The organism is Xanthobacter sp. YC-JY1 (assembly GCF_021730305.1).
Classification (GTDB): domain Bacteria; phylum Pseudomonadota; class Alphaproteobacteria; order Rhizobiales; family Xanthobacteraceae; genus Xanthobacter; species Xanthobacter flavus.
Map to the genome: position 1 here is coordinate 4,356,706 of NZ_CP032674.1, position 21,771 is coordinate 4,378,476.

The 21,771-nt window shown below is 68.5% G+C and carries 19 protein-coding genes; 5 read left to right on the forward strand and 14 right to left on the reverse strand.

Going from position 1 to position 21,771, the window contains the following annotated elements:
• Positions 1 to 74: 74 nt before the first annotated feature.
• Both D7006_RS20465 and D7006_RS20470 read left to right on the forward strand, forming a co-directional pair.
• Positions 75 to 734, forward strand: a complete 660-nt coding sequence (locus D7006_RS20465) for a glutathione S-transferase family protein (RefSeq protein ID WP_237354367.1) — start codon at positions 75 to 77, stop codon at positions 732 to 734.
• A gap of 135 nt (positions 735 to 869) precedes the next feature.
• Positions 870 to 1,325: a hypothetical protein gene (locus tag D7006_RS20470; protein WP_237354368.1), complete on the forward strand. Its 456-nt coding sequence runs from the start codon at positions 870 to 872 to the stop codon at positions 1,323 to 1,325.
• A 63-nt stretch (positions 1,326 to 1,388) separates the two neighbouring features.
• Here the strand turns inward: D7006_RS20470 and fdxA are convergent, their stop codons facing one another.
• The 3 genes from fdxA to D7006_RS20485 form a co-directional block, all read right to left on the reverse strand.
• Positions 1,389 to 1,724, reverse strand: coding sequence for a ferredoxin FdxA (fdxA, locus tag D7006_RS20475; protein ID WP_168462362.1), 336 nt, complete (start codon positions 1,722 to 1,724; stop codon positions 1,389 to 1,391).
• Positions 1,725 to 1,806: 82 nt separating this feature from the next.
• On the reverse strand, positions 1,807 to 2,082 hold the full coding sequence (locus D7006_RS20480) for an RNA-binding S4 domain-containing protein (RefSeq protein ID WP_237354369.1): 276 nt from the start codon (positions 2,080 to 2,082) through the stop codon (positions 1,807 to 1,809).
• A 3-nt stretch (positions 2,083 to 2,085) separates the two neighbouring features.
• Complete coding sequence (locus D7006_RS20485; RefSeq protein ID WP_237354370.1) at positions 2,086 to 5,400, reverse strand: helicase-related protein; 3,315 nt, start codon at positions 5,398 to 5,400, stop codon at positions 2,086 to 2,088.
• A gap of 319 nt (positions 5,401 to 5,719) precedes the next feature.
• Here D7006_RS20485 and D7006_RS20490 point away from each other — a divergent pair, with 319 nt between their 5' ends.
• Entirely contained in the window at positions 5,720 to 6,454 is a 735-nt protein-coding gene (locus tag D7006_RS20490; RefSeq protein ID WP_237356964.1) for a creatininase family protein, read from the forward strand.
• A 194-nt stretch (positions 6,455 to 6,648) separates the two neighbouring features.
• On the opposite strand, the gene D7006_RS20495 is transcribed toward D7006_RS20490, so the two are convergent.
• The 9 genes from D7006_RS20495 to D7006_RS20535 form a co-directional block, all read right to left on the reverse strand.
• Complete coding sequence (locus tag D7006_RS20495) at positions 6,649 to 7,266, reverse strand: NUDIX domain-containing protein (protein ID WP_237354371.1); 618 nt, start codon at positions 7,264 to 7,266, stop codon at positions 6,649 to 6,651.
• 5 nt (positions 7,267 to 7,271) lie between these two features.
• Positions 7,272 to 8,909: an ABC transporter ATP-binding protein gene (locus tag D7006_RS20500; protein ID WP_229646544.1), complete on the reverse strand. Its 1,638-nt coding sequence runs from the start codon at positions 8,907 to 8,909 to the stop codon at positions 7,272 to 7,274.
• Positions 8,906 to 9,340: a type II toxin-antitoxin system VapC family toxin gene (locus D7006_RS20505; protein ID WP_237354372.1), complete on the reverse strand. Its 435-nt coding sequence runs from the start codon at positions 9,338 to 9,340 to the stop codon at positions 8,906 to 8,908. Before D7006_RS20505 ends, D7006_RS20500 begins: the two co-directional genes overlap by 4 nt.
• Positions 9,341 to 9,351: 11 nt before the next feature.
• The gene (locus D7006_RS20510; RefSeq protein WP_237354373.1) at positions 9,352 to 9,582 is read right to left on the reverse strand and encodes a hypothetical protein; all 231 of its coding nucleotides are present in this window, start codon (positions 9,580 to 9,582) and stop codon (positions 9,352 to 9,354) included.
• A 40-nt stretch (positions 9,583 to 9,622) separates the two neighbouring features.
• Positions 9,623 to 10,831, reverse strand: coding sequence for an ABC transporter permease (locus tag D7006_RS20515; RefSeq protein WP_237354374.1), 1,209 nt, complete (start codon positions 10,829 to 10,831; stop codon positions 9,623 to 9,625).
• Positions 10,832 to 10,834: 3 nt separating this feature from the next.
• Positions 10,835 to 11,947: a microcin C ABC transporter permease YejB gene (locus D7006_RS20520; protein WP_024277367.1), complete on the reverse strand. Its 1,113-nt coding sequence runs from the start codon at positions 11,945 to 11,947 to the stop codon at positions 10,835 to 10,837.
• A 96-nt stretch (positions 11,948 to 12,043) separates the two neighbouring features.
• The gene (locus D7006_RS20525) at positions 12,044 to 13,945 is read right to left on the reverse strand and encodes an extracellular solute-binding protein (protein ID WP_237354375.1); all 1,902 of its coding nucleotides are present in this window, start codon (positions 13,943 to 13,945) and stop codon (positions 12,044 to 12,046) included.
• A complete protein-coding gene (locus D7006_RS20530; RefSeq protein WP_237354376.1) occupies positions 13,942 to 15,846 on the reverse strand; it encodes an extracellular solute-binding protein in 1,905 nt (634 codons plus the stop codon). The genes D7006_RS20525 and D7006_RS20530 overlap by 4 nt, the downstream gene beginning before the upstream one ends.
• A 639-nt stretch (positions 15,847 to 16,485) precedes the next feature.
• Positions 16,486 to 17,073, reverse strand: coding sequence for a cytochrome c family protein (locus tag D7006_RS20535; RefSeq protein ID WP_229646538.1), 588 nt, complete (start codon positions 17,071 to 17,073; stop codon positions 16,486 to 16,488).
• A gap of 216 nt (positions 17,074 to 17,289) precedes the next feature.
• Between D7006_RS20535 and D7006_RS20540 the strand changes: the two genes are divergently transcribed.
• Both D7006_RS20540 and D7006_RS20545 read left to right on the forward strand, forming a co-directional pair.
• Positions 17,290 to 18,075, forward strand: a complete 786-nt coding sequence (locus D7006_RS20540) for a 3-deoxy-manno-octulosonate cytidylyltransferase (RefSeq protein ID WP_237354377.1) — start codon at positions 17,290 to 17,292, stop codon at positions 18,073 to 18,075.
• Positions 18,076 to 18,083: 8 nt separating this feature from the next.
• On the forward strand, positions 18,084 to 18,944 hold the full coding sequence (locus D7006_RS20545; RefSeq protein ID WP_237356965.1) for a prephenate dehydratase: 861 nt from the start codon (positions 18,084 to 18,086) through the stop codon (positions 18,942 to 18,944).
• A 15-nt stretch (positions 18,945 to 18,959) separates the two neighbouring features.
• On the opposite strand, the gene D7006_RS20550 is transcribed toward D7006_RS20545, so the two are convergent.
• The gene (locus D7006_RS20550) at positions 18,960 to 20,765 is read right to left on the reverse strand and encodes a solute carrier family 23 protein (protein ID WP_169121577.1); all 1,806 of its coding nucleotides are present in this window, start codon (positions 20,763 to 20,765) and stop codon (positions 18,960 to 18,962) included.
• Positions 20,758 to 21,696 carry an NAD(+) diphosphatase gene (gene nudC / locus D7006_RS20555; protein WP_237354378.1) on the reverse strand — a complete coding sequence of 313 codons (939 nt, stop codon included), beginning with the start codon at positions 21,694 to 21,696 and terminating at the stop codon, positions 20,758 to 20,760. The genes D7006_RS20550 and nudC overlap by 8 nt, the downstream gene beginning before the upstream one ends.
• Positions 21,697 to 21,771: the final 75 nt, after the last annotated feature.

Here is a 21,771-nt window from a genome sequence, read left to right on the forward strand (position 1 = left end):
CTAGCAAACCTGACAGAAGGTGTCAGCCTTGGCCGGTTAGAGGATGGGTCTCGCCTCGCGCCACAGGAGTTCTCATGACCGCCGACGACACCGTGACCCTGTTCTTCTCGCCTAACACACGCGCCTCCTGCGCGCTCACCCTGCTGGAAGAGCTGGGCGCGCCCTACCGCCTCCATGTGCTCAACATGAAGGCCGGCGAGCAGCGCCAGCCGGCCTATCTCGCAGTCAATCCCATGGGGAAGGTGCCGGCCATCCTGCACCGGGGCGAGCTCGTCACCGAGCAGGTGGCGATCTTCATCTATCTCGCCGACGCCTTCCCTGAGGCCGGCCTCGCGCCTGCCATCGGCGCGCCGGGGCGGGGGGCCTATCTGCGCTGGCTCGTCTTTTACGCGGCCTGCTACGAACCCGCCCTCATGGACCGGGCCCTGGAGCGCGAGGCCGGGCCGGCCTCCATGTGCCCCTATGGCGATTTCGACACCATGCTCGACACGGTGACGCGGGAACTGGCGGGGAAGCCCTATCTGCTCGGCGACCGCTGCACGGCGGCCGACATCCTCTGGGGCAACGCCTTCCACTGGGGTGTGATGTTCAAGCTGGTGCCGGAAACGCCGGTGATCGCCGATTACATCCGGCGCATCACCGGCCGGCCGGCGGCGCTGAAGGTGGCGGAGCTGGATGCACGGGTCGCCGCCGAGCATCAGGCGGCGGTGAACGCCGCCGCATCGCCGGGCTGACCGCCGGACACGGGTCGCCCTCCCCTGCGAAAGGCGCCTTTGCAAAAGGCGGAAATCGCTCCAGAACTGACCGCAAGAAAAGCAGGGTGCCGCATCGGATGATGGCGGCGAGCGATAATCGTGCGGGAGGATCGAATGGATCACAGGACGGGCCACGGACGCGTCGCGGGGTTCGCGCCGCGAGCGCTCCGCCGCACCCTTCGCAATGCCGCTGGCGCCACGCTGCTGCTGCTCTGCGGCGCCGCGCCGGCGCTGGCGCTGATGTCGCCGCAGGTCTACGCCACGGCCCGAGACGGCGCGAAGAGCGTGATCGTTCTGGCGGTGGAGGGGGTGGTAATCACCCCGCGCGCGTTCGGCACCTGCGCGGTGACGGGAACGGTGAAGGTGGTGGAGCGCGGCACGGCCTACGCAGTCGATCAGAAGGTGACGCTCGACGTGCCTTGTGCCCGCCCCAACGCCCTGCCCCCGCTGGGCGGCACCATCTATCAGGAAACCGACAAGCTGCAGGCCGCCAAATTCGGCCGCGCCTATCTCGACGCTGACGGCAAGCTGGTGCTGTCGCAATATTTCCAGCTGGAGGCGCTGCCCTGAGGGGCGTCAGCCATCGGAGCAGACCGTCATGACCGGGCTTGTCCTGGCCATGACGCGCCCCGCTCAGTCGCCCTGACCGGGCTCCGGGGAGAACAGCTCTTCCTTGCCGGGCTTGCCGTCCCACTCCTTGGCGTCGGGCGGGGCGTCGCGCTTCAGGGTGATGTTGGGCCAGGTCTTGGCGTATTCGGCGTTGAGCGCGAGCCACTTCTCCAGCCCCGGCTCGGCATCCGGCTTGATCGCCTCGGCCGGGCATTCCGGCTCGCAGACGCCGCAGTCGATGCACTCGTCGGGGTGGATGACGAGCATGTTCTCGCCCTCGTAGAAACAGTCCACCGGGCACACGGACACGCAATCCATGTATTTGCAGCGGATGCAGTTCTCGGTGACGACGTAGGTCATGGGCAATCCCTTTCGAGGGGTCCGGGTAGCGCAGGCGCACGCGCCACGCAAGCGGCTGCAAGCCGCAGGCCCCTAAACACCGCTACGCTTCTGTTATTTCCTCGAAAAGCGCGAGGGCGGATGTAGCATCTCCCCGCCGCTCCGCAAAGGCGATCACCCGCAGCACCCGCACCTGCCGGTCGAGGGCGATGGTGAGCACCTGCCCCGCCCGCACCATGTGGCCGGGGCTGGTGACCCGCGCCCCGTCGAGCCGCACATGGCCCGAACGGACGAGATCGGCGGCGTCCTCGCGGGCGCGCACCACGCGGGCGTGCCAGATCCAGCGGTCGAGCCTCTGCCGCTCCGCCGGATCCGTCACGGGTCAGCCGCCCTTCTTCTCCGCCTCCAGCCGTGCCTTGAGCGCGGCGAGGGCGGCAAACGGGCTATCCGGGTCCGCCGGCTTCTCGCGGCGACGCTCCTGATGGGCGGGACGGTTGTCCGTCCGCTGCTCGGGACGCGGGCCGCGATGCTCGCGGTTGCCCTCGTTCTCGCGCGGGCCGCGGAACGGGCGGTCGCCGCGCGGCGGACGCGGCGCACGCTCGCCCTCAGGGGCACCGGCCTCGGCGGGGGCATGCTCGGGACGGCGGTGGGGCGGACGGCCATCGCGACGCTCGCCGCGACCGCCACCCTTCTCGCCACCGCGCTCGCCGCGCTCGCCACCCGGACGATCGCCGAAGCGGCGGCCTTCGCCGGCCGGACGCTCGCGACGCGGCGCGCCCGGCGGACGGCCGGGGCGCCACACTTCGATCAGCTCGGGCTCGGCGGGAGCGGCGTCGGCGGCGGGAACCTCGGCAACGACCTCGACGACACCTTCAACCGCCTCGGGGCCGCCGGGGGCAGCAGGCGCCTCCACCTCGGCCGCGACTTCGGCAGTGGTGGGATCGCCCGACACCTCGACCGCCTCGGCCGCAGCCTCAGCCTCGGCCGCATCGGCGAGCACCACGTCAGCGGGCGATTCCTCAACGGGAACGTCCTCTGCGGGCGCCTCAACCAGCGCCTCGTCAGCGGGAGCCTCGTCCACCGATTCGGCCGGCGCTTCCGCCGGGGCGTCGAACAGGAGATCCGCCTCGATGGCGCCTTCCGGCAGCGGGGCCAGCTCCACGGGAGCCGCTTCCGGCGCGGCGGCGGGGGCCTCGGCCTCCGGCGGCGGCGGAGGGCGGCGCTCCATGCGATAGCCCAGCGACTTCAGGATGGAGGCGAAATCCTCCCCCGAGCAGCCGGCCAGCGAGGTCATGCCGACGGTCACGGTGAAGCCGCGCCCGTCCACCGCTCCGGCCGGCTTGGGGCCGGGGGAGTTGGGCCGCCACGCCAGCGCGGGACGGATCAGGTCCGCGAGGCGCTCCAGAATGTCCACGCGCACCGCGCGCTCGCCGCACACGCGGAAGCCGACGGCACGGTAAAGCCCCTTCTGCACCTCGTGGTCCACCGGAATGGAGGTGCGGCCGGAGGCGGCAAGGTGGGGCAGCTCGTCGAGGCCCTTCTGGGCGAGGCCGCCGTGCTTCAGCGCATAAAGCTCCGCCGCCAGCGCGCGCGGGGCGGGCTTGAGCAGCGCCGGCAGGTAGATGTGATGGGCACCGAAGCGCACGCCGTGCCCACGCAGGGTGGCGCGGGCGGCCTGGTCCAGCCCCTTCACCTCGTCGGCGACGCGGGCGCGCTCCAGCACGCCGAGGCTCTCGACGATCTGGAAGGCGATGCCGCGGGCGATGCCGGTGATGTCCTCGGCGGTGCCGAGCTTCATCAGCGGGCCGAGCAGCTTCTCGATATGGGCGGCCACCCACAAAGTAAGGCGCGCCTCCACCTGGTCGCGGGCCGGGCCGGTGAGATGCTCGTCGGCGATGATCTTGAAGCGCGGCTTCAGCACCTCGTCGCCGGGGATGAGCTTGGCCACCGCCTCGCCCGTCCAGCGGATGGTGCCGTCGAAGGTGAGGACGAAGGCCTCGTCCACCGCCTGCGACAGGCGCTGGGCGCGCTGCTCGATCTCGCCGGCCAGTGCCTGCTGGGCGGCGGCGCGCAATGCCTTGGCCTCCTCGCCCCCGGCCGCGGCTGCGGGGTCGGGTGCGAACTGGAAGCCGTGGAGGTGGCCGATGACGTGGCCTTCGACGGTAACGTCACCGGTCTTGCTGATTTCAGTTTCGAGCATCGTGTTCTCTCGCAGGCGCCGCATGAGCACGCTGGTCCGCCGATCCACGAAACGCTGGGCTAGCCTTTCGTGCAACGCATCCGACAGCTTGTCCTCGACCCCTCTCGTGACGCCTTGCCAGTGCTCCGGATCCCTGAGCCAGTCGGGCCGGTTCGCAACGAAGGTGAGGGTCCTCACCTGCGCAATCCGGTTCGACAACGTGTCGATGTCGCCTTCTGCGCGATCGGTCAAGGCGATTTGACGCGCGAACCAGTCATCGGGGATGCGGCCACCCCCTTTTATGTGCCCGAAAAGGGTTCCCACCAGCTCCGCATGGGCGCCCGGGGAGACCTTGCGATAGTCCGGGACCTGGCAGGCATCCCACAGCCGTTCCACGTCGGCGGCGCCGTCGAGACGACCCGTCACCTCCATGTCCCGGCTCATGATTTCAAGCACCGCAACGTCATCGGCGGTGGGCGCGCGGGTCAGGCCCTCCTCCTTCGGCAGGCGCGAAAGGGAGGCGAGGAGCGCGGTGGGAGACTGGAAATCCGCGACGGCGTTGCGCCATTGCAACACCTTCGCAGTGTCGAACACATGTTCCTCCAGCCGCGAGACCAGTTCCTCCTCGAACGGTGGACAACGCCCCGTCGTGCCGAACGTGCCGTCCCGCGTCGCGCGGCCGGCGCGCCCCGCGATCTGCGCCATCTCGGAGGGATTGAGCTTGCGATACTGCCAGCCGTCGAACTTCCGGTCCGAGGCAAAGGCCACATGGTCCACGTCGAGGTTGAGGCCCATGCCGATGGCGTCGGTGGCCACCAGATAGTCCACGTCGCCGGACTGGTAGAGCTCCACCTGGGCATTGCGGGTGCGCGGCGAGAGCGCGCCCATCACCACCGCCGCCCCGCCCCGCTGGCGGCGGATGAACTCGGCGATGGAATAGACCTCGTCCGCCGAGAAGGCGACGATGGCCGAGCGCCGCGGCAGGCGGGAAATCTTGCGCTCGCCGGCGAAGGTGAGGGTGGAGAGGCGCGGGCGCACCACCACGTTCACGCCGGGAATGAGCTTTTCCACCAGCGGGCGCATGGTGGCCGAGCCGAGCAGCAGCGTCTCGTGCCGGCCGCGCCGGTTCAGGATGCGGTCGGTGAAGACGTGGCCGCGGTCGAGGTCGGTGGCGAGCTGGATCTCGTCGATGGCGACGAAGGCCACGTCGAGATCGCGCGGCATGGCCTCCACGGTGGAGACCCAGTAGCGCGGGCCCGCCCCGTGGCGCCCTTTGGGCTTGATCTTCTCCTCGCCGGTGATGAGGGCGACGTTCTCCGAGCCCACACGGTCGACGATGCGCTGGTAGACCTCGCGCGCGAGCAGGCGCAGCGGCAGGCCGATGATGCCGCTCTCATGGCCGAGCATCCGCTCGATGGCGAGGTGGGTCTTGCCCGTATTGGTCGGGCCAAGAACCGCGCTCACCCCCCGCGCCCTCAGATTGCGCGGCAGCACGGCCCATCGGGTGACGTCGTCCATCGGCTCAGGCGCAATCCACTGTCAGGAGGGGTGTCCTGTATCATATCGGGACGGGAGGGCCATGACGAAAGGGGGCCGGCGGACAATCGGCGAACGGGGCGAGACCGAATCACGTCCCGGCCGCGGTTCACGGGCCGTTCCGCGGCGGGGCGCCTGCGCCGCCAGCGCCACCTCCCAGACCCTTGACATCATGCGGCTTTTCCTTCCCATGGAGGTAGGGCGGCGCGGCAGCACGCGCCGGGGGGCGTGGAGGCGAACGGTGTTTCTGAAATGGGCTGAACTTTCCTCACCGGCACTCGCAGCGCTCGACAAGACCCGCATGGTCGCCGTCCTGCCCGTCGCCGCCGTGGAGCAGCATGGCCCCCATCTGCCGCTGGGCACCGACCTGTTCATCGCCGAGGCCTATGTGGAGCGCATCGCCTTCATGGTGCCGCGCGAGGTGGATGCGGTGTTCCTGCCGGTCCAGGCGGTGGGCAAGTCCGACGAGCACATCTCGTTCGCCGGCACGCTCACGCTCTCGCCCGCCACCGCCATCGCCGCCTGGGTGGATCTGGGCCGCAGCCTCGCCCGCGCCGGCGTGCGCCGCCTCGTGCTCATGAACACCCATGGCGGCAATGTGCCGGTGATCGACCTCGTGGCGCGCACGCTGCGGGTGGACCACAAGATGCTGGCCGTCACCTGCTCCATGCACCGCTTCGGCTACCCCGTGGGCCTGTTCTCCGACCACGAGCGGGCGCACGGCATCCATGGCGGGGAGATCGAGACCTCCTTGATGCTCGCCTTCCGCCCCGAGCTGGTGGACATGAGCCATGCCGGGCCGTTCCCACCCTATTCCATCGCCATGAAGAGCGAGTTCCAGCGCCTGCGCGCCAACCACCCCGTCGGCTTCGGCTGGCTGGCGGAGGATCTCAGCCCCGACGGTGCCATGGGTGACGCCACCCACGCCACCGCGCTGAAGGGCGAGGCCGCCTTCGAATACGGCTCCCGCGCCTTCGTGGAGCTGCTGAAGGACGTGGCGGCGTTCGATCTGGCGCGGCTGGAGCCGCATGCGTGAGGGTGGGGGCGCCCGCCATTCCTCGAGCCTGATGGCCTTGGTCCCGACGTCATCCCCCGGCTCGTCCGGGGGATCCAAGGCTCGGCTGGATCGATGTCTCGGGCGTGGTTCAGGCGGGACCGTGGATCGCCCGGACGAGCCGGGCGATGACAGCCTCGAGGGGCTGGCGCCAATGCCGAATGCGGCCAGCGCCCCTACCCCCGCTCCGCCGCCGCGATCAGCTCCGGCAGCCGCGCGCGGTTCAGTGCCAGCCACTGCAAGGCGAGGATCAGCACGCCGTTGAGGCAGCGCCCCTCGGCGATCGCGGCTAGGGCCTCGTCCACTGGCAGCGCGAAGGGCTGCGTCATCTCCGTCTCCTCCCGCGACCCCGCCCGCTCCGGCAGGCGGGAGGCATCGAGGACGCCGAGAAAGATGGAGGCCAGCTCGTCCGTGATGCCGGGGCTGGGCGTGAAGGTCAGGATGGGGAGCAGCGCGCGGGGCGCGACGCCCGCCTCCTCCACGCATTCGCGCCGGGCCGCGTCCTCCAGCGCCTCGCCCGGCTCCACCATGCCGGCGACGATCTCCACCAGATCACCCCGGTTGCTGGAAAGGTGCGCGGACAGGCGGAACTGGCGGATCAACACCACCAGGTCGCGCTCGGGATCGTAACCCAGCACGGCAATCACCTTCCCACCGCGCACGATGTCGCGCACCTGATGGTCGCTGGTGCCGTCGGTATGGTGCAGCACTAGGCGGTAGCGCTCATAGGGGCGGAAGCCCTTGGCCAAAAGTTCCGGGCCTTCCACGTCCACGCGCGCGGGGCGATCTTCCATCACCGTCACTGACGCACCACGCCGTGGCCGGTGGCGTCGAGATTGAAGGCGGCCGCGAACAAGGCGCGGGTGTAGTCCTCCTTCGGATGCTCGAACACGTCGTGCGCCGGCCCCTCCTCCACCATCTTGCCGTTGCGCATGACGAGGATGCGGCTCGCCAGCGCCGAGACCACGCGCAGATCGTGGGAGATGAACATGAAGGTGAGGTCGCGCTTCTTCTGGAGCGCGCGCAGCAGGTCGACGATCTGCGCCTGCACGATCATGTCGAGGGCGCTGGTGGGCTCGTCCAGCACCACGAAGGAGGGCTCCAGCGCCATGGCGCGGGCGATGGAGATGCGCTGGCGCTGGCCGCCGGAGAATTCGTGCGGATAGCGGTGGCGCGTCTCGGGATCGAGCCCCACGTCGGCGAGCGCCGCCACCACCCGCGCGTCCCGCTCGTCCGCGGAGAGCTGGCGCTGGTGGACCAGCAGCCCCTCCCCCACGATCTCCGCCACCGACATGCGCGGCGAGAGCGCGCCGAAGGGGTCCTGGAACACGATCTGCAGGTCCGAGCGCAGCGGCCGCATGGCCTTGAAGCTCAGGGCATCGATGGGCTTGCCGAGGAAGGCGATGGGCCCGGCGCTGGAGATGAGCCGCAGCAGCGCGAGGCCGAGCGTGGTCTTGCCCGAGCCCGATTCGCCCACCACGCCCAGCGTCTCGCCCCGGCGGATGGCGATGGACACCCCGTCCACCGCCTTCACATGGCCCACCGTCTTGCGCAGGATGCCGCGCTTGATGGGGAAATAGACCTTGAGGTCGTTCGCCTCCATCACGAGGGGGGCGTCGGGCGCGATGGGGGCCGGGTCGGGCTTCGGCTCGGCCTTGAGCAGCGCCTGCGTGTAGGGGTGGCGCGGATGCTGGAAGGTCTCCTCCGCCCCGCCCTGTTCCACGATCTCGCCCTTCTGCATCACGCACACCCGGTCGGCGATCTTGCGGACGATGCCGAGGTCATGGGTGATGAACAGCATGGCCATGCCGAGCCTCGCCTGAAGCTCCTTGAGCAGCTTCAGGATCTGCGCCTGCACGGTCACGTCCAGCGCCGTGGTGGGCTCGTCCGCGATGAGCAGGTCCGGCTCGTTGGCCAGCGCCATGGCGATCATCACGCGCTGGCGCTGGCCGCCGGACAATTGGTGCGGATAGGCGGAAAGCCGCTCCTCCGGCTGGGGGATGCCCACCTCGGCGAGCAGTTCCAGCGTGCGGGCGCGGGCGGCATGGGCGGACATGCCGCGATGGAGGATCAGCATCTCCCCCACCTGCCGCTCGATGGTGTGGAGCGGGTTCAGCGAGCTCATGGGCTCCTGGAACACCATGGTGATGTTGTTGCCGCGAATGCCGCGCAATTCCCGCTCGGAGACGGTGAGGAGGTCGCGCCCCTTGAACAGGATCTCGCCCGACGGGTGGCTCGCCGAGGGATAGGGCAGGAGCTTCAGCACCGACAGCGCCGTGACGGACTTGCCGGAGCCGGATTCACCCACGAGGGCCAAGGTCTCGCCCTTGGCGAGCTCGAACGACACGGTCTTCACCGCCAGCGCCGGCGGCGCGCCATCGCCACGGCGGAAGGCGACGGAGAGGTCGCGGACGGAGAGGAGGGGTTCAGCGGTCATTTGGGATTGACGATGTCGTCCACGGTGAAGGGAGAAAGAGGCAGTCGCGCCATGCCAGTCGGCACGGCGATCCGCTCGTCAGCAGAAACAAAGAACCCGCAGCCCCCCAATTGCGCCGTCGCGACATGGATCGCGTCCGGCAGCTTCAGGGAGGCGCGGCCGGCCCGAAGTCGCGCGGCGGCGACCAGAACGGCCCGGTCCACCGGAAACACATCGAAGCCGACGGAGGGCGCGATCATGCCCTGATAGGCTTCGACCACCGCGTCGGCTCCACGCTCCAAGGGTTTCACCAGCACCTCGGACAAGGTCCGTTCGCTGGTCACCCCCGCGAACTCCCCCGCCTCAAGGGAGGACAAGACCCACCAGGCATGATCGGACCGTGCGCCCGTCTGCTCCATGGCGGTGATGAAGACATTCGTGTCGAGATACACGCGAGGCGCCGTCATCGACGATCCCATTCGTCCCGCAGCGCCCGGACATGAACGACGATCTCATCGGTCGTCAGGAACTCCGTCCGGCGCAAATGCTTCCACCGTGTGAAATGACCTGCGGCGGGAGAGATATCAGGCACATCCTCTTCCAGAGACACCGTGACCGACGCATGCGTGATCCCGTCCCGCAAATCCTCGGGCAGCTTTTCCACCGGGTAGTTCTGGCGCACGATCCTGTTCATCTCAGTCAACCTCGCGCATTCATCCTACCACACCCGCCCCTCACCCGAACGTCTTGCGCGGATCGAAGGCGTCGCGCACCGCCTCGCCGACGAAGATGAGCAGGCTCAGCATCACCGCCACGGTGAAGAAGCCGGTGAGGCCGAGCCATGGCGCCTGGATGTTGTTTTTGCCCTGGGAGAGCAGCTCGCCCAGCGAGGGCGAGCCGGGGGGCAGGCCGAAGCCGAGGAAGTCCAGCGCCGTCAGCGTCATCACCGAGGATGACAGGATGAAGGGCAGCATGGTCAGCGTCGCCACCATGGCGTTGGGCAGCATGTGCCGCGTCATGATGGTGAGGTTGCCGACCCCGAGCGCCCGCGCCGCCTGCACATATTCGAAATTGCGCGCGCGCAGGAATTCGGCGCGCACCAGCCCCACCAGCGACACCCAGGAGAACAAAAGCAGGATGCCGAGCAGCACCCAGAAGCCGGGCACCAGCACCGAGGAGATGATGAGCAGGAGATAGAGCGAGGGGATGGCCGTCCAGATCTCGATGAAGCGCTGGAACAGCAGGTCCACCCAGCCGCCGAAATAGCCCTGCACCGCGCCCGCTCCCACGCCCACCACGGACGAGACGATGGTGAGCGCAAGGCCGAACAGCACGGAGATGCGGAAGCCGTAGATGAGGCGGGCCACCACGTCGCGGCCCTGGTCGTCCGTGCCGAGCCAGTTCATCTCAAGGCCGGCGCAGCCGGCGACGCCCTTCTTCTCCGCCGCCGCCTTGCACTGGGCCTCGGTGAGCATCCAGGTGGGTGGGGAGGGCGCGGGGGTGGGCAGGTCCAGATTGTGGGTGGAATAGGAGAAGCGGATGAACGGCCACACCATCCAGCCGCCCTTCTCCGCGATCAGCTTCTGGAGAAAGGGGTCGCGGTAGTCCGCGTCCGTCTCGAAGTCGCCGCCGAACGCGGTCTCCGGATAGGCGCGGAAGACGGGGAAGTAATAGCCGCCGTCGTAGGAGACGAGAATGGGCTTGTCGTTGGCGATGAACTCGGCGCCGAGGCTGAGCACGAACAGCACCATGAACACCACGAACGACCAGTAGCCGCGCCCGTTGCCGCGGAAGTTCGCCAGCCGCCGCCGGTTGAGCGGCGAGAGGGCGAAGCGGCTCTTCGGCTTGCTCTCGCCCGGAGGCGGCAGCGGGCCATGGGCGGTGTCGCGGGCGGCGGGCACATCGGTGGGCGCGCCGGGCTGGAGCACGGGGACGGCATCCATGGCTCAGACCTCCCGCGTCTCGAAGTCGATCCGGGGATCGACCAGCATGTAGGTGAGGTCCGAGATGAGGCCGACGATGAGCCCCGCCAGCGAGAAGATGTAGAGGGTGGCGAACACGACGGGATAATCGCGGTTGAGCACGCTCTCGAAGCCGAGCAGGCCGAGGCCGTCCAGCGAGAAGATGGTCTCGATGAGCAGCGAGCCGGAGAAGAAAGCGGCGATGAAAGCGCTGGGGAAGCCGGCGATAACGATGAGCATGGCATTCCTGAACACATGGCCGTAGAGCACCCGGCTCTCGGACAGGCCCTTCATGCGCGCGGTGGTCACGTATTGCTTGCGGATTTCTTCCAGGAACGAGTTCTTGGTCAGCAGCGTCATGGTGGCGAAGGCGCCGAGCACCATGGAGGTGAGTGGCAGCACTAGGTGCCAGGCATAGTCGGCGATGCGCTCGGGCCAGCTCATCTGCCAGAAATTCTCGGAGGTGAGGCCGCGCAGCGGGAACAGGTCGAGGAAGGAGCCGCCGGCGAACAGGATGATGAGCAGGATGGCGAACAGGAAGGACGGGATGGCATAGCCGACGATGATGACCGCCGAGGTCCATACGTCGAAGCGCGAGCCGTCGCGCATGGCCTTGCCGATGCCGAGCGGGATGGAGATGAGATAGGTGATGAGCGTCATCCACAGGCCGAGGGAGATGGAGACGGGCATCTTCTCGCCGATCAGCTCCAGCACCGAGATGTCGCGGAAATAGGACTTGCCGAAGTTGAAGGTGGCATAGTCCGTGATCATCTTCAGGAAGCGCTCGTGGGGCGGCTTGTCGAAGCCGAACTGCTTCTCCAGCTCCTTGATGAAGGCTGGGTCGAGGCCCTGGGCGCCGCGATACTTGGACGACATCTCCGCCGCCGCCCCCGCCTGTGCCGCCGCGCCCGCCCCGCTGAAATCGCTGCCGCCGCCGGAGACGCGGGAGGTGGCGGAGACGTCCTCGCCGGTCAGCTGCGCGATCACGCGCTCCACCGGTCCGCCGGGGGCGAACTGGATGACCACGAACGACACCAGCATGATGCCGAGAATGGTCGGCACCATGAGGGCGATGCGGCGGACGATATAGGCGAGCATCAGGTTTCCCGTTGCGGCACGTCTGGTGAGGCTAGACCATTCTGGCGGGAAAAGGTTGCCGCTTCACATGAAGAATAATCCATCCGGCGCGACCCCTCAGCCGCCACGGGCGGGCTCGGTTCCGGTGCTCCACCAGGTGTCGAGCACGCCCAGCTCGTAGCGCGGCTTGGTGGCCGGGTGGGCGAACTGGTTCCAGTAGGCGATGCGGTTCTGGCCCGAATACCACTGGGGAATCCAGTAGCGCCCGGCCCTGAGCACCCGGTCCAGCGCGCGGCAGGCGGTGACGAGGGCGGCCGCATCGGCGGCGGCCAGCGCGTCGTTGATGAGGCCGTCCACCGCCGGGTCGGCGATACCCGCCACATTGTAGGAGCCGCGGGTGCGCGCCGCCTCGGTGGAGAAATAGGCGCGCAATTCGTCCCCCGGATAGGGCGCGAAGCTGTAGCGGCGCACCACGAGGTCAAAGTCGAAATTCTGCAGCCGCTGCTGGAACTGGGCCGGGTCCACGATGCGGAAGGAGGCCTCGATGCCCACCTTCTTCAGATGGCCGATGAAGCGCGCGGTGTGGCGCTCCATGCTGCCGTCGCTGTCGAGGAACTCCATGGTGAAGGCCTCGCCCTTGGCGTCCACGAGGCGGCCCTGCTGCACGGTGTAGCCCGCCTCCTTCAGGAGGTTGAGGGCCAGCCGGCGCAAATTGCGGTCCTCTCCGGAGCCATCGGACTGGGGCGGCACGTAGGGCTCGCCGAAGACTTCCTCGGGCAGGCGGTCGCGGAAGGGATCGAGCAGCTTCAGCTCCGCCGGCGAGGGCAGGCCCTGCGCCATCATCTCCGAATTCTGGAAGAAGGAGACGGTGCGGGTGTAGCTGTCATACATCAGGTTCTTGCGGGTCCAGTCGAAATCGAACAGGAGCCCGAGCGCCTCGCGCACGCGGCGGTCGAAGAATTTCGGACGGCGGGTGTTGAAGAACCAGCCCTGCACGCCGGAGAAGCTTTCGTCCGGCAGCGTCTCCACCTTCACCCGGCCCTCGCGCACGGCGGGGAAATCATAACCGGTGGCCCATTCGCGCGCGGTGAACTCCTCGCGGAAGAGATAGGCCTTCGCCTTGAAGCCCTCGAGGCCGGCCACCCGGTCGCGGAAATATTCGTAGCGCACCTGATCGAAGTTGAAGCGGCCCTTCATCACCGGCAAATCGCGGCCCCAATAGGTGGGCACGCGGTTGTACTCGATATAGCGCCCCTGCTCGAAGCGGCCGATGCGGTACGGCCCCGAGCCCATGGGCACCTCCAGCGAGGACTGGCCGAAAGGGTGCTTGGCCAGGAACGCCTTGGAGAAGATGGGCAGCCCCGCCACCGTCAGCGGCACGTCCCGCGCGCGACCCGGCTTGAAGCGGAACACCACCTCGTTCGGCCCGTCCGCCTCGAATGAGGTGACGTCGCGCAGCGCCATGCGGATGGTCTCGTAACCCTCCGCCTTGAACGCCTCGAAGGTCGCCACCACGTCCGCCGACGTCAGCGGCGTGCCGTCATGGAAGCGCGCCTCGCGCCTGAGCTTGAACCGGTAGGTGAGCCCCTCGTCCGCGATGACCACGGAGGAGGCGAGCCGGCCGTACATGGCGCTCTTCTCGTCGCCGGCGGCGGTCATCAGGGTATCGTAGATCAGCTCGATGCCCTGCGCGCCATTGCCCCGCTGGTTGTAGGGGTTCAGCGTGTCGAAGGTGGTGAGCGACTGGTTGTAGTAGGTAGCCCGGCCGAGCTGGGAGAAGGGCCCGCCCTTGGGCGCCTCCGGGTTCACATAGTCGAAGTGGGTGAAATTTGCCGGATATCTCAGGTCGCCGAAGAAGGAGATGCCGTGCCGCTCCACCGCGGCGGCGGACGTGCCCCCCTCCCCTGCCGCGGACTCCGCCGCCGAGGGCGGGGCCGCGGGCGCGCCTTGCGCCCGGGCCAGAGCGGGCACGAGGAGCGCACAGGAGGACGCCAGCAGCGTGCGGCGCGTAAGGCTCATTTGCCCGCTCCCGCGCCGGTCTTCGACGCCTTGGCCGGATCGAACCACCAGATGTCGGGGAAGGCGAAGGAATAGGTGGGCAGCTGCGCCGGATGGGCGAAGCGGTCCCACCGCGCCGTGCGGGTATAGTTCAGCCCCCAGGCGGGGATGACGTATTCGTTCCACAGCAGCACGCGGTCGAGCGCATGGGTGGCGGCGACGAGGTCGGCGCGATCGGAGGCGTAGATCACCTTCTCGATCAGCGCGTCCACAGCCGGGTCCTTGATGCCCGCGAGGTTGCGCGAGCCGTCCCGGTCGGCGGCCTCCGAGCCCCAGAATTCGCGCTGCTCGTTGCCCGGCGACAGCGACTGGCCCCAGCCGGAGACGATGATGTCGTAATCGCGCGAGCGCACGCGGTTGATGTATTGCGAGGTGTCCACCATGCGGATGCTCACCTCGATGCCGAGGCGTTCCAGCGCCGGGCGATAGAACACCGCCACGCGCTCCATGGCGGGGCTGGAGAGCAGGAACTCGATGGTGAAGGGCTCGCCCTTGGCGTTCACCAGCTTGCGGTTCTTCACCTCGTAGCCGGCCTCCTTGAACAGACGCGCCGCCTCGCGCAGGTTCGCCCGCCGCGCCTCTTCCGATCCGCTCTCGGGATTGGTGTAGGCGGTGGTGAACACCTGCGGCGGCACCTTGTCCTTCACGCTGTTGAGGATCTCCAGCTCGCGGCCCTGCGGCAGGCCGGAGGAGGCAAGCTCGGTGCCGGAGAAGAAGGAATTGGTGCGCTTGTACTGGCCGAAGAACAAGGTGTGGTTCATGCCCTCGAAATCGAGCGCGTAATTCAGCGCGCGGCGCACGCGCGGATCCTTGAACTTGTCGCGGCGCAGGTTGGGAATGAAGGCCTGCATCACGCCGGATGAGCGGTTCTCGAACATCTCCAGCACCACGCGGCCATCGGCGCGGGCCGGAAAGTCATAGGCTGTCGCCCAGTTCTTGGCCGAGGATTCCACGCGGAAATCATACTGGTCGGCCTTGAAGGCTTCGAGCATCACCGTATCGTCGCGGAAATACTCGTAGCGCATCTCGTCGAAATTATCCTTTCCGACGTTCACGTTGAGGTCCTTCGCCCAATAGTCCTTCACCCGCTCATAGGTGATCGAGCGGCCGGCGATGAAGCTCTTGATGCGATAGGCGCCCGAGCCCAGCGGCACTTCCAGCGAGCCCTGCGCGATGTCGCGCGGCTTGCCGTTGGCGTCCGTGCCGGTCCACCAGTGCTTGGGCAGGATGGTGAGCTGGCCGACGATCTGCGGCAGCTCACGGTTTCCGGCCTGGTCGAAGGTGAAGGTCACGTCCCGGTCGCCGGTCTTCTCGGCCTTGGTGACGTGGCTGTAATAGAAGCGCTGGTTGGGGTTGTTCTTGGTCAGCGCCTCGAAGGAGAACACCACGTCCTCGGGCGTGATCGGCTTGCCGTCATGCCAGCGCGCATCCGCCCGGATGCGATATGTGACGGAGGAAAAGTCCGCCGGGTAGCTCACCCCCTCGGCGATCAGCCCGTACTCGCTCGCCACCTCGTCGGATGCGGGAACCATGAGCGTGTCGTAGATCAAATTGATGCCGGCCGCGGGCGTGCCGCGCGGCACCACGAAGTTGAAGGTGTCGAACGTGCCATCCTCGGCGAGGCGCAGCAGCCCGCCCTTGGGGGCATTGGGATTCACATACTTGAAATGGGGAAAGCCGGCCGGATAGGCCGGCTCGCCCATGAGCGACAAGCCGTGCTTGAACACGGGCGCGGCGGGGGTGGAGGCGGGAGCGGCCGGGTCCGGCGCCGGTTTCGCCTCCTCCGCGCTGCGGCCGGGCGCCGCGAAGGCGAGGCTCAGCGCGGCGGCGAGGGCAAGGCGGCGGGCGAGGGACGCAAGCATCGGCAACTCCGGTTGGATCGCGCTTCGATCCGGGAATAGCCGATTATGGCACCCGCCGCGACGGCAGAAACATGGCAGCGACGGGCGGGAGAGGCAGGCGCGGGGGCGGCGTGGCGCGGGCCGCGACGCAACGGAAGCCTTGATGCGACAGGATCGGCGGGCCGGGTGAGAGCCGCGGCGCGGAAGGCTGCCGGCGCGAGCGGGATGACAATGGCGTGAAACGGCACTGGGGGGCGGCGTGGGCTGGTGGCTTCCCCATTCACCGCCGTCATCGCCCGGCTCGTCCGGGCGATCCACGGCAGGGCCGGGTCGCGCCCTCGATCATCGCACAAATGGCACGGTAAATCGCCCGGACGAGCCGGGCGATGACAGATGGATAATCTGGAGCGGACAACCTGCGGCGAGGCGCGCGCATCGCCTTCTCTTGACCGTCCGGACGCCCTCTTCCGCAAGGGGAGAGGGGAGGTCGGACGATGACGACAGGAGGCAACAGCGCCGAGCCGCCGAACGCGGCGCGTCTTTCGGCGGCTTGCCGCCCCAAAAGAAAAAGCCCTCCCCCGCCCAGCGGGAGAGGGCTTTCAATCGTCCAGAGCGGTTCAGGCCAGAGGCTATCCCCGGCGCGGAGCCCTCGCGATCAGATCACTTGTGCCCGGCGGGGGCGGCGGCCGGCGCAGCAGCCGGAGCGGCGGCGGCGGTCGGCAGGGGCTTGGGATCGTGCGAGAGCGAGTTGAGATAGGCGATCAGGTCCGCGCGCTCGGCTTCCTTGCCGATGCCAGCGAAGGCCATGGCGGTGCCGGGCACGGCGGCCTTGGGATTGGTGAGGAAGGTGTTGAGCGCCAGCGCGGTCCAGTCGCCGCCCTTGGCCTTCATGGCCGCGGAATAGGCGAAGCCGGCGGCGGAAGCCACCGGACGGCCCACGATGCCGTAGAGGTCGGGGCCGACCTTGGCGCCGGCGCCTTCCTGGAAGTTGTGGCAGGCGGCGCACTTCTTGGCAGCGGCCTGGCCCTTCTCGATGGAGGCGGTGGCGAACAGCTGCTCGATCGGCACCTCGGCCGCCGCCTTGGGCGCGCCGGCAGCGGCTGCGCCTTCCTGCACGGCAATCTCGAAGCCGGGCTTGGCCGGCGCCTCGGGGGTGAACAGGATTTCGGACACGATCCCGAGGCCGAGGGTCAGCGTGAGCGTGCCCAGAACAGCACCCGCGATCTTGTTCAATTCAAAACTGTCCATCGGCGCTACGCCCCTCGGAGGTCCTGTGTCCCACCGGGCGCTGCACCGAAACGGCGCGCTGCCCGGCCCCAAGCATGTCGATGAATGGCGCGCGGGGGAGCCCCACGAACCGTCGGCGACACTAAGCACTTTGAACCGGTCGAAGCAACCCGTATAAGGCGCGCCCCAATGCCACTCCCCGCGTCTGTCCCGGCGCGGCCTTCCGGACCCCGCCCCATGCCGGCCGACACCCCTTCCCCCGCCCCAGCCCCCGCAGGGCATCAGGCCGGGCGCGTGCTCGTGCTCATCCCCGCCCGCATGGCGGCGACGCGCCTGCCGGGCAAGCCGCTTGCCGACGTGGGCGGCCGCCCCATGATCGTCGAGGTGGCGCGGCGCGCGGTCGCAGCCGGCATCGGCCGGGTCGCGGTCGCCACCGACGCCCCCGAGATCGCCGCCGCGGTCACCGCCGCCGGCCTCGAGGCGGTGATGACGCGGGCCGACCACCCGTCCGGCTCGGATCGCATTTTCGAGGCGCTCACCGCCCTCGACCCGGCGGGCGAGGTGGAGATCGTGGTCAATGTGCAGGGTGATCTGCCGACGATTCTACCGAACACCATCCGAACGGCACTGATTCCCCTACTGGAAACCTCGGCTGACATCGCAACATTGGCCGCCGAAATCACCCTGGCCGAGGAGCGCACCGACCCCAACGTGGTCAAGGTGGTGGGCTCGCCGCTGGCGCCGGGGCTGCTGCGCGCGCTCTATTTCACCCGCGCCACCGCCCCCTTCGGCGAGGGGCCATTATACCACCACATCGGCCTCTACGCCTATCGCCGGGCGGCTCTGGAACGCTTCGTCTCCCTGCCTCCGTCGCCCCTGGAGAAGCGGGAGAAACTTGAGCAGCTGCGGGCACTTGAGGCCGGCATGCGGATCGACGTGGCGGTGGTTGACGCGGTGCCGCTGGGGGTCGATACCCCGTCCCATCTGGAAAGGGCACGGGCCCTTCTCGCGCAGGAAAAATGAGCATGCCGATGACTCGACGCATCACCTTCCAGGGCGAGCCCGGCGCCAATTCCCACATCGCCTGCCGCGAGGTCTTCCCTGACTTCGAAGCCGTCCCCTGCCCCACATTCGAGGACGCGTTCGCCGCCGTGGAGAACGGGGCAGCGGCTTACGCCATGATTCCCATAGAGAATTCGGTGGCGGGACGGGTCGCGGACATCCATCATCTGATGCCGCAGTCGAGCCTTTCCATCGTCGGCGAGTACTTCCTGCCGCTCTCCCACCAGCTCATGGCGGTGAAGGGCGCGAGCCTCTCCACCCTCAAGACCGTGCAGAGCCACGTGATGGCGCTGGGCCAGTGCCGCAAGGCCATCCGCACTTTGTCGCTGACGCCGATTATCGGTGCAGATACAGCAGGTTCCGCCCGCGAGATCGCCGAGGCGAACGACGTGACCCGCGCCGCCATCGCCTCCCGTCTGGCGGCGGACATCTACGGCCTCGAGATCCTCGCCGAGAACATCGAGGACGAAGCCCACAACACCACCCGCTTCATCATCCTCACCCGCGGCGCCGACTGGGCTCCGGCAGGACGCGGGCCGGTCATCACCACCTTCGTCTTCCGCGTCCGCAACGTTCCGGCGGCGCTCTACAAGGCCATGGGGGGCTTCGCCACCAATGGCGTGAACATGACCAAGCTGGAGTCCTACCAGCTCGACGGCCAGTTCACCGCCACCCAGTTCTATGCCGACGTGGAAGGCCATCCGGACGACCGCTCCGTGAAGCTGGCGCTGGAGGAATTGGCCTTCTTCTCCAGGGAGATGCGCATCCTCGGCGTCTATCCCGCGCATCCCTACCGGGCGCGGTTCGGGGACTCAGATCCGTCGATCTGAGCAGTCCGCTGGCGTTCAGTGATCGAACCGCACCATGATGCGGGCGCGGCCGCCCGTGCGGCCGAAGCTCACGTGGTCGGACAGATGGGTGAGCATATAGGCGGCGAAGGAGGCCTGCTCCTGGGCGTCGCCCAAAAGCGCCTCCGGTGAGGGCCGCTCCTTCGGCGCCTCCATGACGATGCCGTCATAGACGACCGAGACATCGAGGTGGCTCTCGTCGAACCGCGCACGCAGCTCGATGGGGCCTTCTGCGATGCCGCTGTCAGCCACCAGCTCCAGCGCCTGGGCGACCGTTGGGATGGCCGCGGCGATCACGTCGCGCCGGGCGCCCCAGTTATCGCCCTGATTTTCAAGGAAATCCCGCACGAAGGGGAAAGCGTGCGCCCCCTCCGGCACCTCCTCCACGGCCTCCTGCGCGATGCCGATGCGGAACAGGAGGTTGAGCATGATCGCGCTCAGCGCCCCCACCGTCAGCGGCGTCGAAAACAAGGGCTGCAGCATCAGCGGCAATTGGCGGGTGATGGGCAGAAGCGCCACGGAGAGGCCCGCCAGCACCGAGAGCCCGACCACGAACACCCGCCGCTCGCTGAGGCGTCGGGAGGTCACGAGGTCCATGCCCGCCACCACCAGATAGGCGGAGGTGTAGAGCAGAATTCCGCCGATCACCGGCGAGGGGATGAGGGTAAGCGCCACGATCGCCTTGGGCACGAAGGCGATGGCGAAGATCATGATGCCGGCGGTGAAGCCGATGACGCGCGCCGTGGATTGGGTGGCGAAGGCGAGGCCCACGGAGGAGGACGAGAGCCCCGACTGGAAGCCGGAGGTGAGCCCGTTCAAGATGTTGCCGATGCCGCAGGCCGTCACCGCCCGTTGCGCCGCCGGCATGTGGGCGCGGCGCCAGTCGGCATCGTTCATCTTTTCCAGCGACACGGTGACGGAGAGCACGTCCACGAGGTTCATCACCACCAGCAGCGCCATCAGCGGGAACAGCGCTGGGGCGAACTGGAAGGACGGCAGGGTCAGGGTCGGCAAGGCGAGGAGCGGCGCCGCGGCGATGGCGTCCGGCGCTTCGGGACGTCCGGCCCCAAGCGAGAGCGCCACGATCCAGCCGATGCTCGCCCCCGCGAACACCGCAAACAGCTTCAGTCGCCGCGGCGCGAATACGGTGATGGCGACGATGATGCCTACGGTCGCCAGACTGGAGAGAACGGCATTCTCCTCAACCATGGGGCCATGGTCGAGCCCGAGCGCCCGCCTGAGCGCCGGGCTCGCGAGCGAGACGCCGAGCATGCTCACCGCGACGCCGCACACTTCCGGCGGCAGCAGCACGCGGAGGGGCCGCACCAGTCGGGCGATGAACAGTTGCGCGATGCCGACGAGGAGCGTCGTCGTCGCCATCAGCCCCAGCCCGCCCAGCGCCAGCGCCTGCACCGCCAGCGGGATCGCTCCGGGCGCGGGGATGTGCACGGCGAGATAGCCGGAGCCGAAGCGGGTGCGCATGCACTGGATGATGGTCGCGACCCCGATGCTCATGGCGCAGGCCGAAACCATCGCGGAGATCTGGTCCGCGGGCAGCTTCGCCTCGGTGGCGGCGAGCACCGGGTAGATCAGGAAGGTCACGGCCAGCATGGCGTGCTGGGCGGCGAGCGGGATCAGCGCCGCGGGCGGCACCTTATCGTCGAGGCCGTAGACGAGGGAGGGCGGTCGGCGACCGGTCCGCGTGCCACGGCGGGAATCAGGGAAAAAGCGGTCGAGCAGATGCGTCAGACGGGCAAGGCGCGCCGGGCGTGGAGCACCTTCGGGCGCCGCCGGTTCAAGCATGCCCGCCCTCGATGAAATTGCGGATCAGGTGGTGCGCGACGGCGATGGGCGGCGGCACGAACAGCCCGTCGGGATGGGTGCGGGTGAGCATCAGCGTCACCTCGTCCCGGCCGAACCAGCGGGCATCCTCCAGTTCATTGCGATCGATGACCAGTTCCTCGCTCGTCGCCTCAGCGATGCAGCCGATCATCAGCGACATGGGGAAGGGCCACGGCTGGCTCGCCAGATAGCGCACCTTGCCGGTCCGGACCCCGGCTTCTTCCAGCGTTTCGCGGCGCACCGCGTCCTCGATGGTCTCGCCCGGCTCCACGAAGCCGGCGAGCGTCGACCACATGCCCGGCGCGAAATGCGGCTGGCGGCCGAGCAGGCAGCGGTCGCCGCGGGCGGTGAGCATGATGACGACAGGATCGGTGCGCGGAAAGTGCTGGGCCCCGCAGGAGGGGCAATCCCGCCGCCAGCCGGCGTCCACGATGCGAGAGGCAGCACCGCAATTGGCGCAGAAGCCGTGCCGCGTATGCCAGGCGCACAGTGCCTTGCCGCAGGCCACAGGCCCGAGGTGTTGCGGCGCGATCAGGCCGCTGACGGCAATGGTGCGCAGGTCCGTGACCGTGAGCCCCTCGCCCTCCAGCGTCTCCCGCAGGCCGGGATCGAACCCCATGGCGAAGCGCGGCGCGCCGTCACCCTCGATGCCGAGGAACAGCGCCTCTCCGCGCCCGCGAGCCTCAGCTTCCGCCCGGTCGAAGAGGGGATCGAACACCGGGCCGGCGCCCTTCAGCGCGACCAGTTCTCCCCCGAGCAGGTAGAAGCGGGCTGAAGGATGATCGAGCAGATCGGCGGCGCCGGCACGCAGGTGGCAGGCGCGGTCAAGCGGGCTGTCCACATAACCGAGGGTCGGCCAGGCGCCGAGATCGGGACGGGAAATGAAGGACATGGGGAGACAGCGATTCCGGCGCGAGCGCCGCGTCGGCGGCGCGGACAGACGGTGGCACGCAGGCGCCCCGGAAGC

Coding starts and splice junctions, on each gene's coding strand:
- D7006_RS20465 (WP_237354367.1), top strand. CDS start 75: ATGACCGCCGACGACACCGTGACCCTGTTCTTCTCGCCTAACACACGC.
- D7006_RS20470 (WP_237354368.1), top strand. CDS start 870: ATGGATCACAGGACGGGCCACGGACGCGTCGCGGGGTTCGCGCCGCGA.
- fdxA (WP_168462362.1), bottom strand. CDS start 1,724: ATGACCTACGTCGTCACCGAGAACTGCATCCGCTGCAAATACATGGAT.
- D7006_RS20485 (WP_237354370.1), bottom strand. CDS start 5,400: ATGGACGACGTCACCCGATGGGCCGTGCTGCCGCGCAATCTGAGGGCG.
- D7006_RS20490 (WP_237356964.1), top strand. CDS start 5,720: ATGGTCGCCGTCCTGCCCGTCGCCGCCGTGGAGCAGCATGGCCCCCAT.
- D7006_RS20495 (WP_237354371.1), bottom strand. CDS start 7,266: ATGGAAGATCGCCCCGCGCGCGTGGACGTGGAAGGCCCGGAACTTTTG.
- D7006_RS20500 (WP_229646544.1), bottom strand. CDS start 8,909: ATGACCGCTGAACCCCTCCTCTCCGTCCGCGACCTCTCCGTCGCCTTC.
- D7006_RS20510 (WP_237354373.1), bottom strand. CDS start 9,582: ATGAACAGGATCGTGCGCCAGAACTACCCGGTGGAAAAGCTGCCCGAG.
- D7006_RS20515 (WP_237354374.1), bottom strand. CDS start 10,831: ATGGATGCCGTCCCCGTGCTCCAGCCCGGCGCGCCCACCGATGTGCCC.
- D7006_RS20520 (WP_024277367.1), bottom strand. CDS start 11,947: ATGCTCGCCTATATCGTCCGCCGCATCGCCCTCATGGTGCCGACCATT.
- D7006_RS20525 (WP_237354375.1), bottom strand. CDS start 13,945: ATGAGCCTTACGCGCCGCACGCTGCTGGCGTCCTCCTGTGCGCTCCTC.
- D7006_RS20530 (WP_237354376.1), bottom strand. CDS start 15,846: ATGCTTGCGTCCCTCGCCCGCCGCCTTGCCCTCGCCGCCGCGCTGAGC.
- D7006_RS20535 (WP_229646538.1), bottom strand. CDS start 17,073: ATGGACAGTTTTGAATTGAACAAGATCGCGGGTGCTGTTCTGGGCACG.
- D7006_RS20540 (WP_237354377.1), top strand. CDS start 17,290: ATGCCGGCCGACACCCCTTCCCCCGCCCCAGCCCCCGCAGGGCATCAG.
- D7006_RS20545 (WP_237356965.1), top strand. CDS start 18,084: ATGACTCGACGCATCACCTTCCAGGGCGAGCCCGGCGCCAATTCCCAC.
- D7006_RS20550 (WP_169121577.1), bottom strand. CDS start 20,765: ATGCTTGAACCGGCGGCGCCCGAAGGTGCTCCACGCCCGGCGCGCCTT.
- nudC (WP_237354378.1), bottom strand. CDS start 21,696: ATGTCCTTCATTTCCCGTCCCGATCTCGGCGCCTGGCCGACCCTCGGT.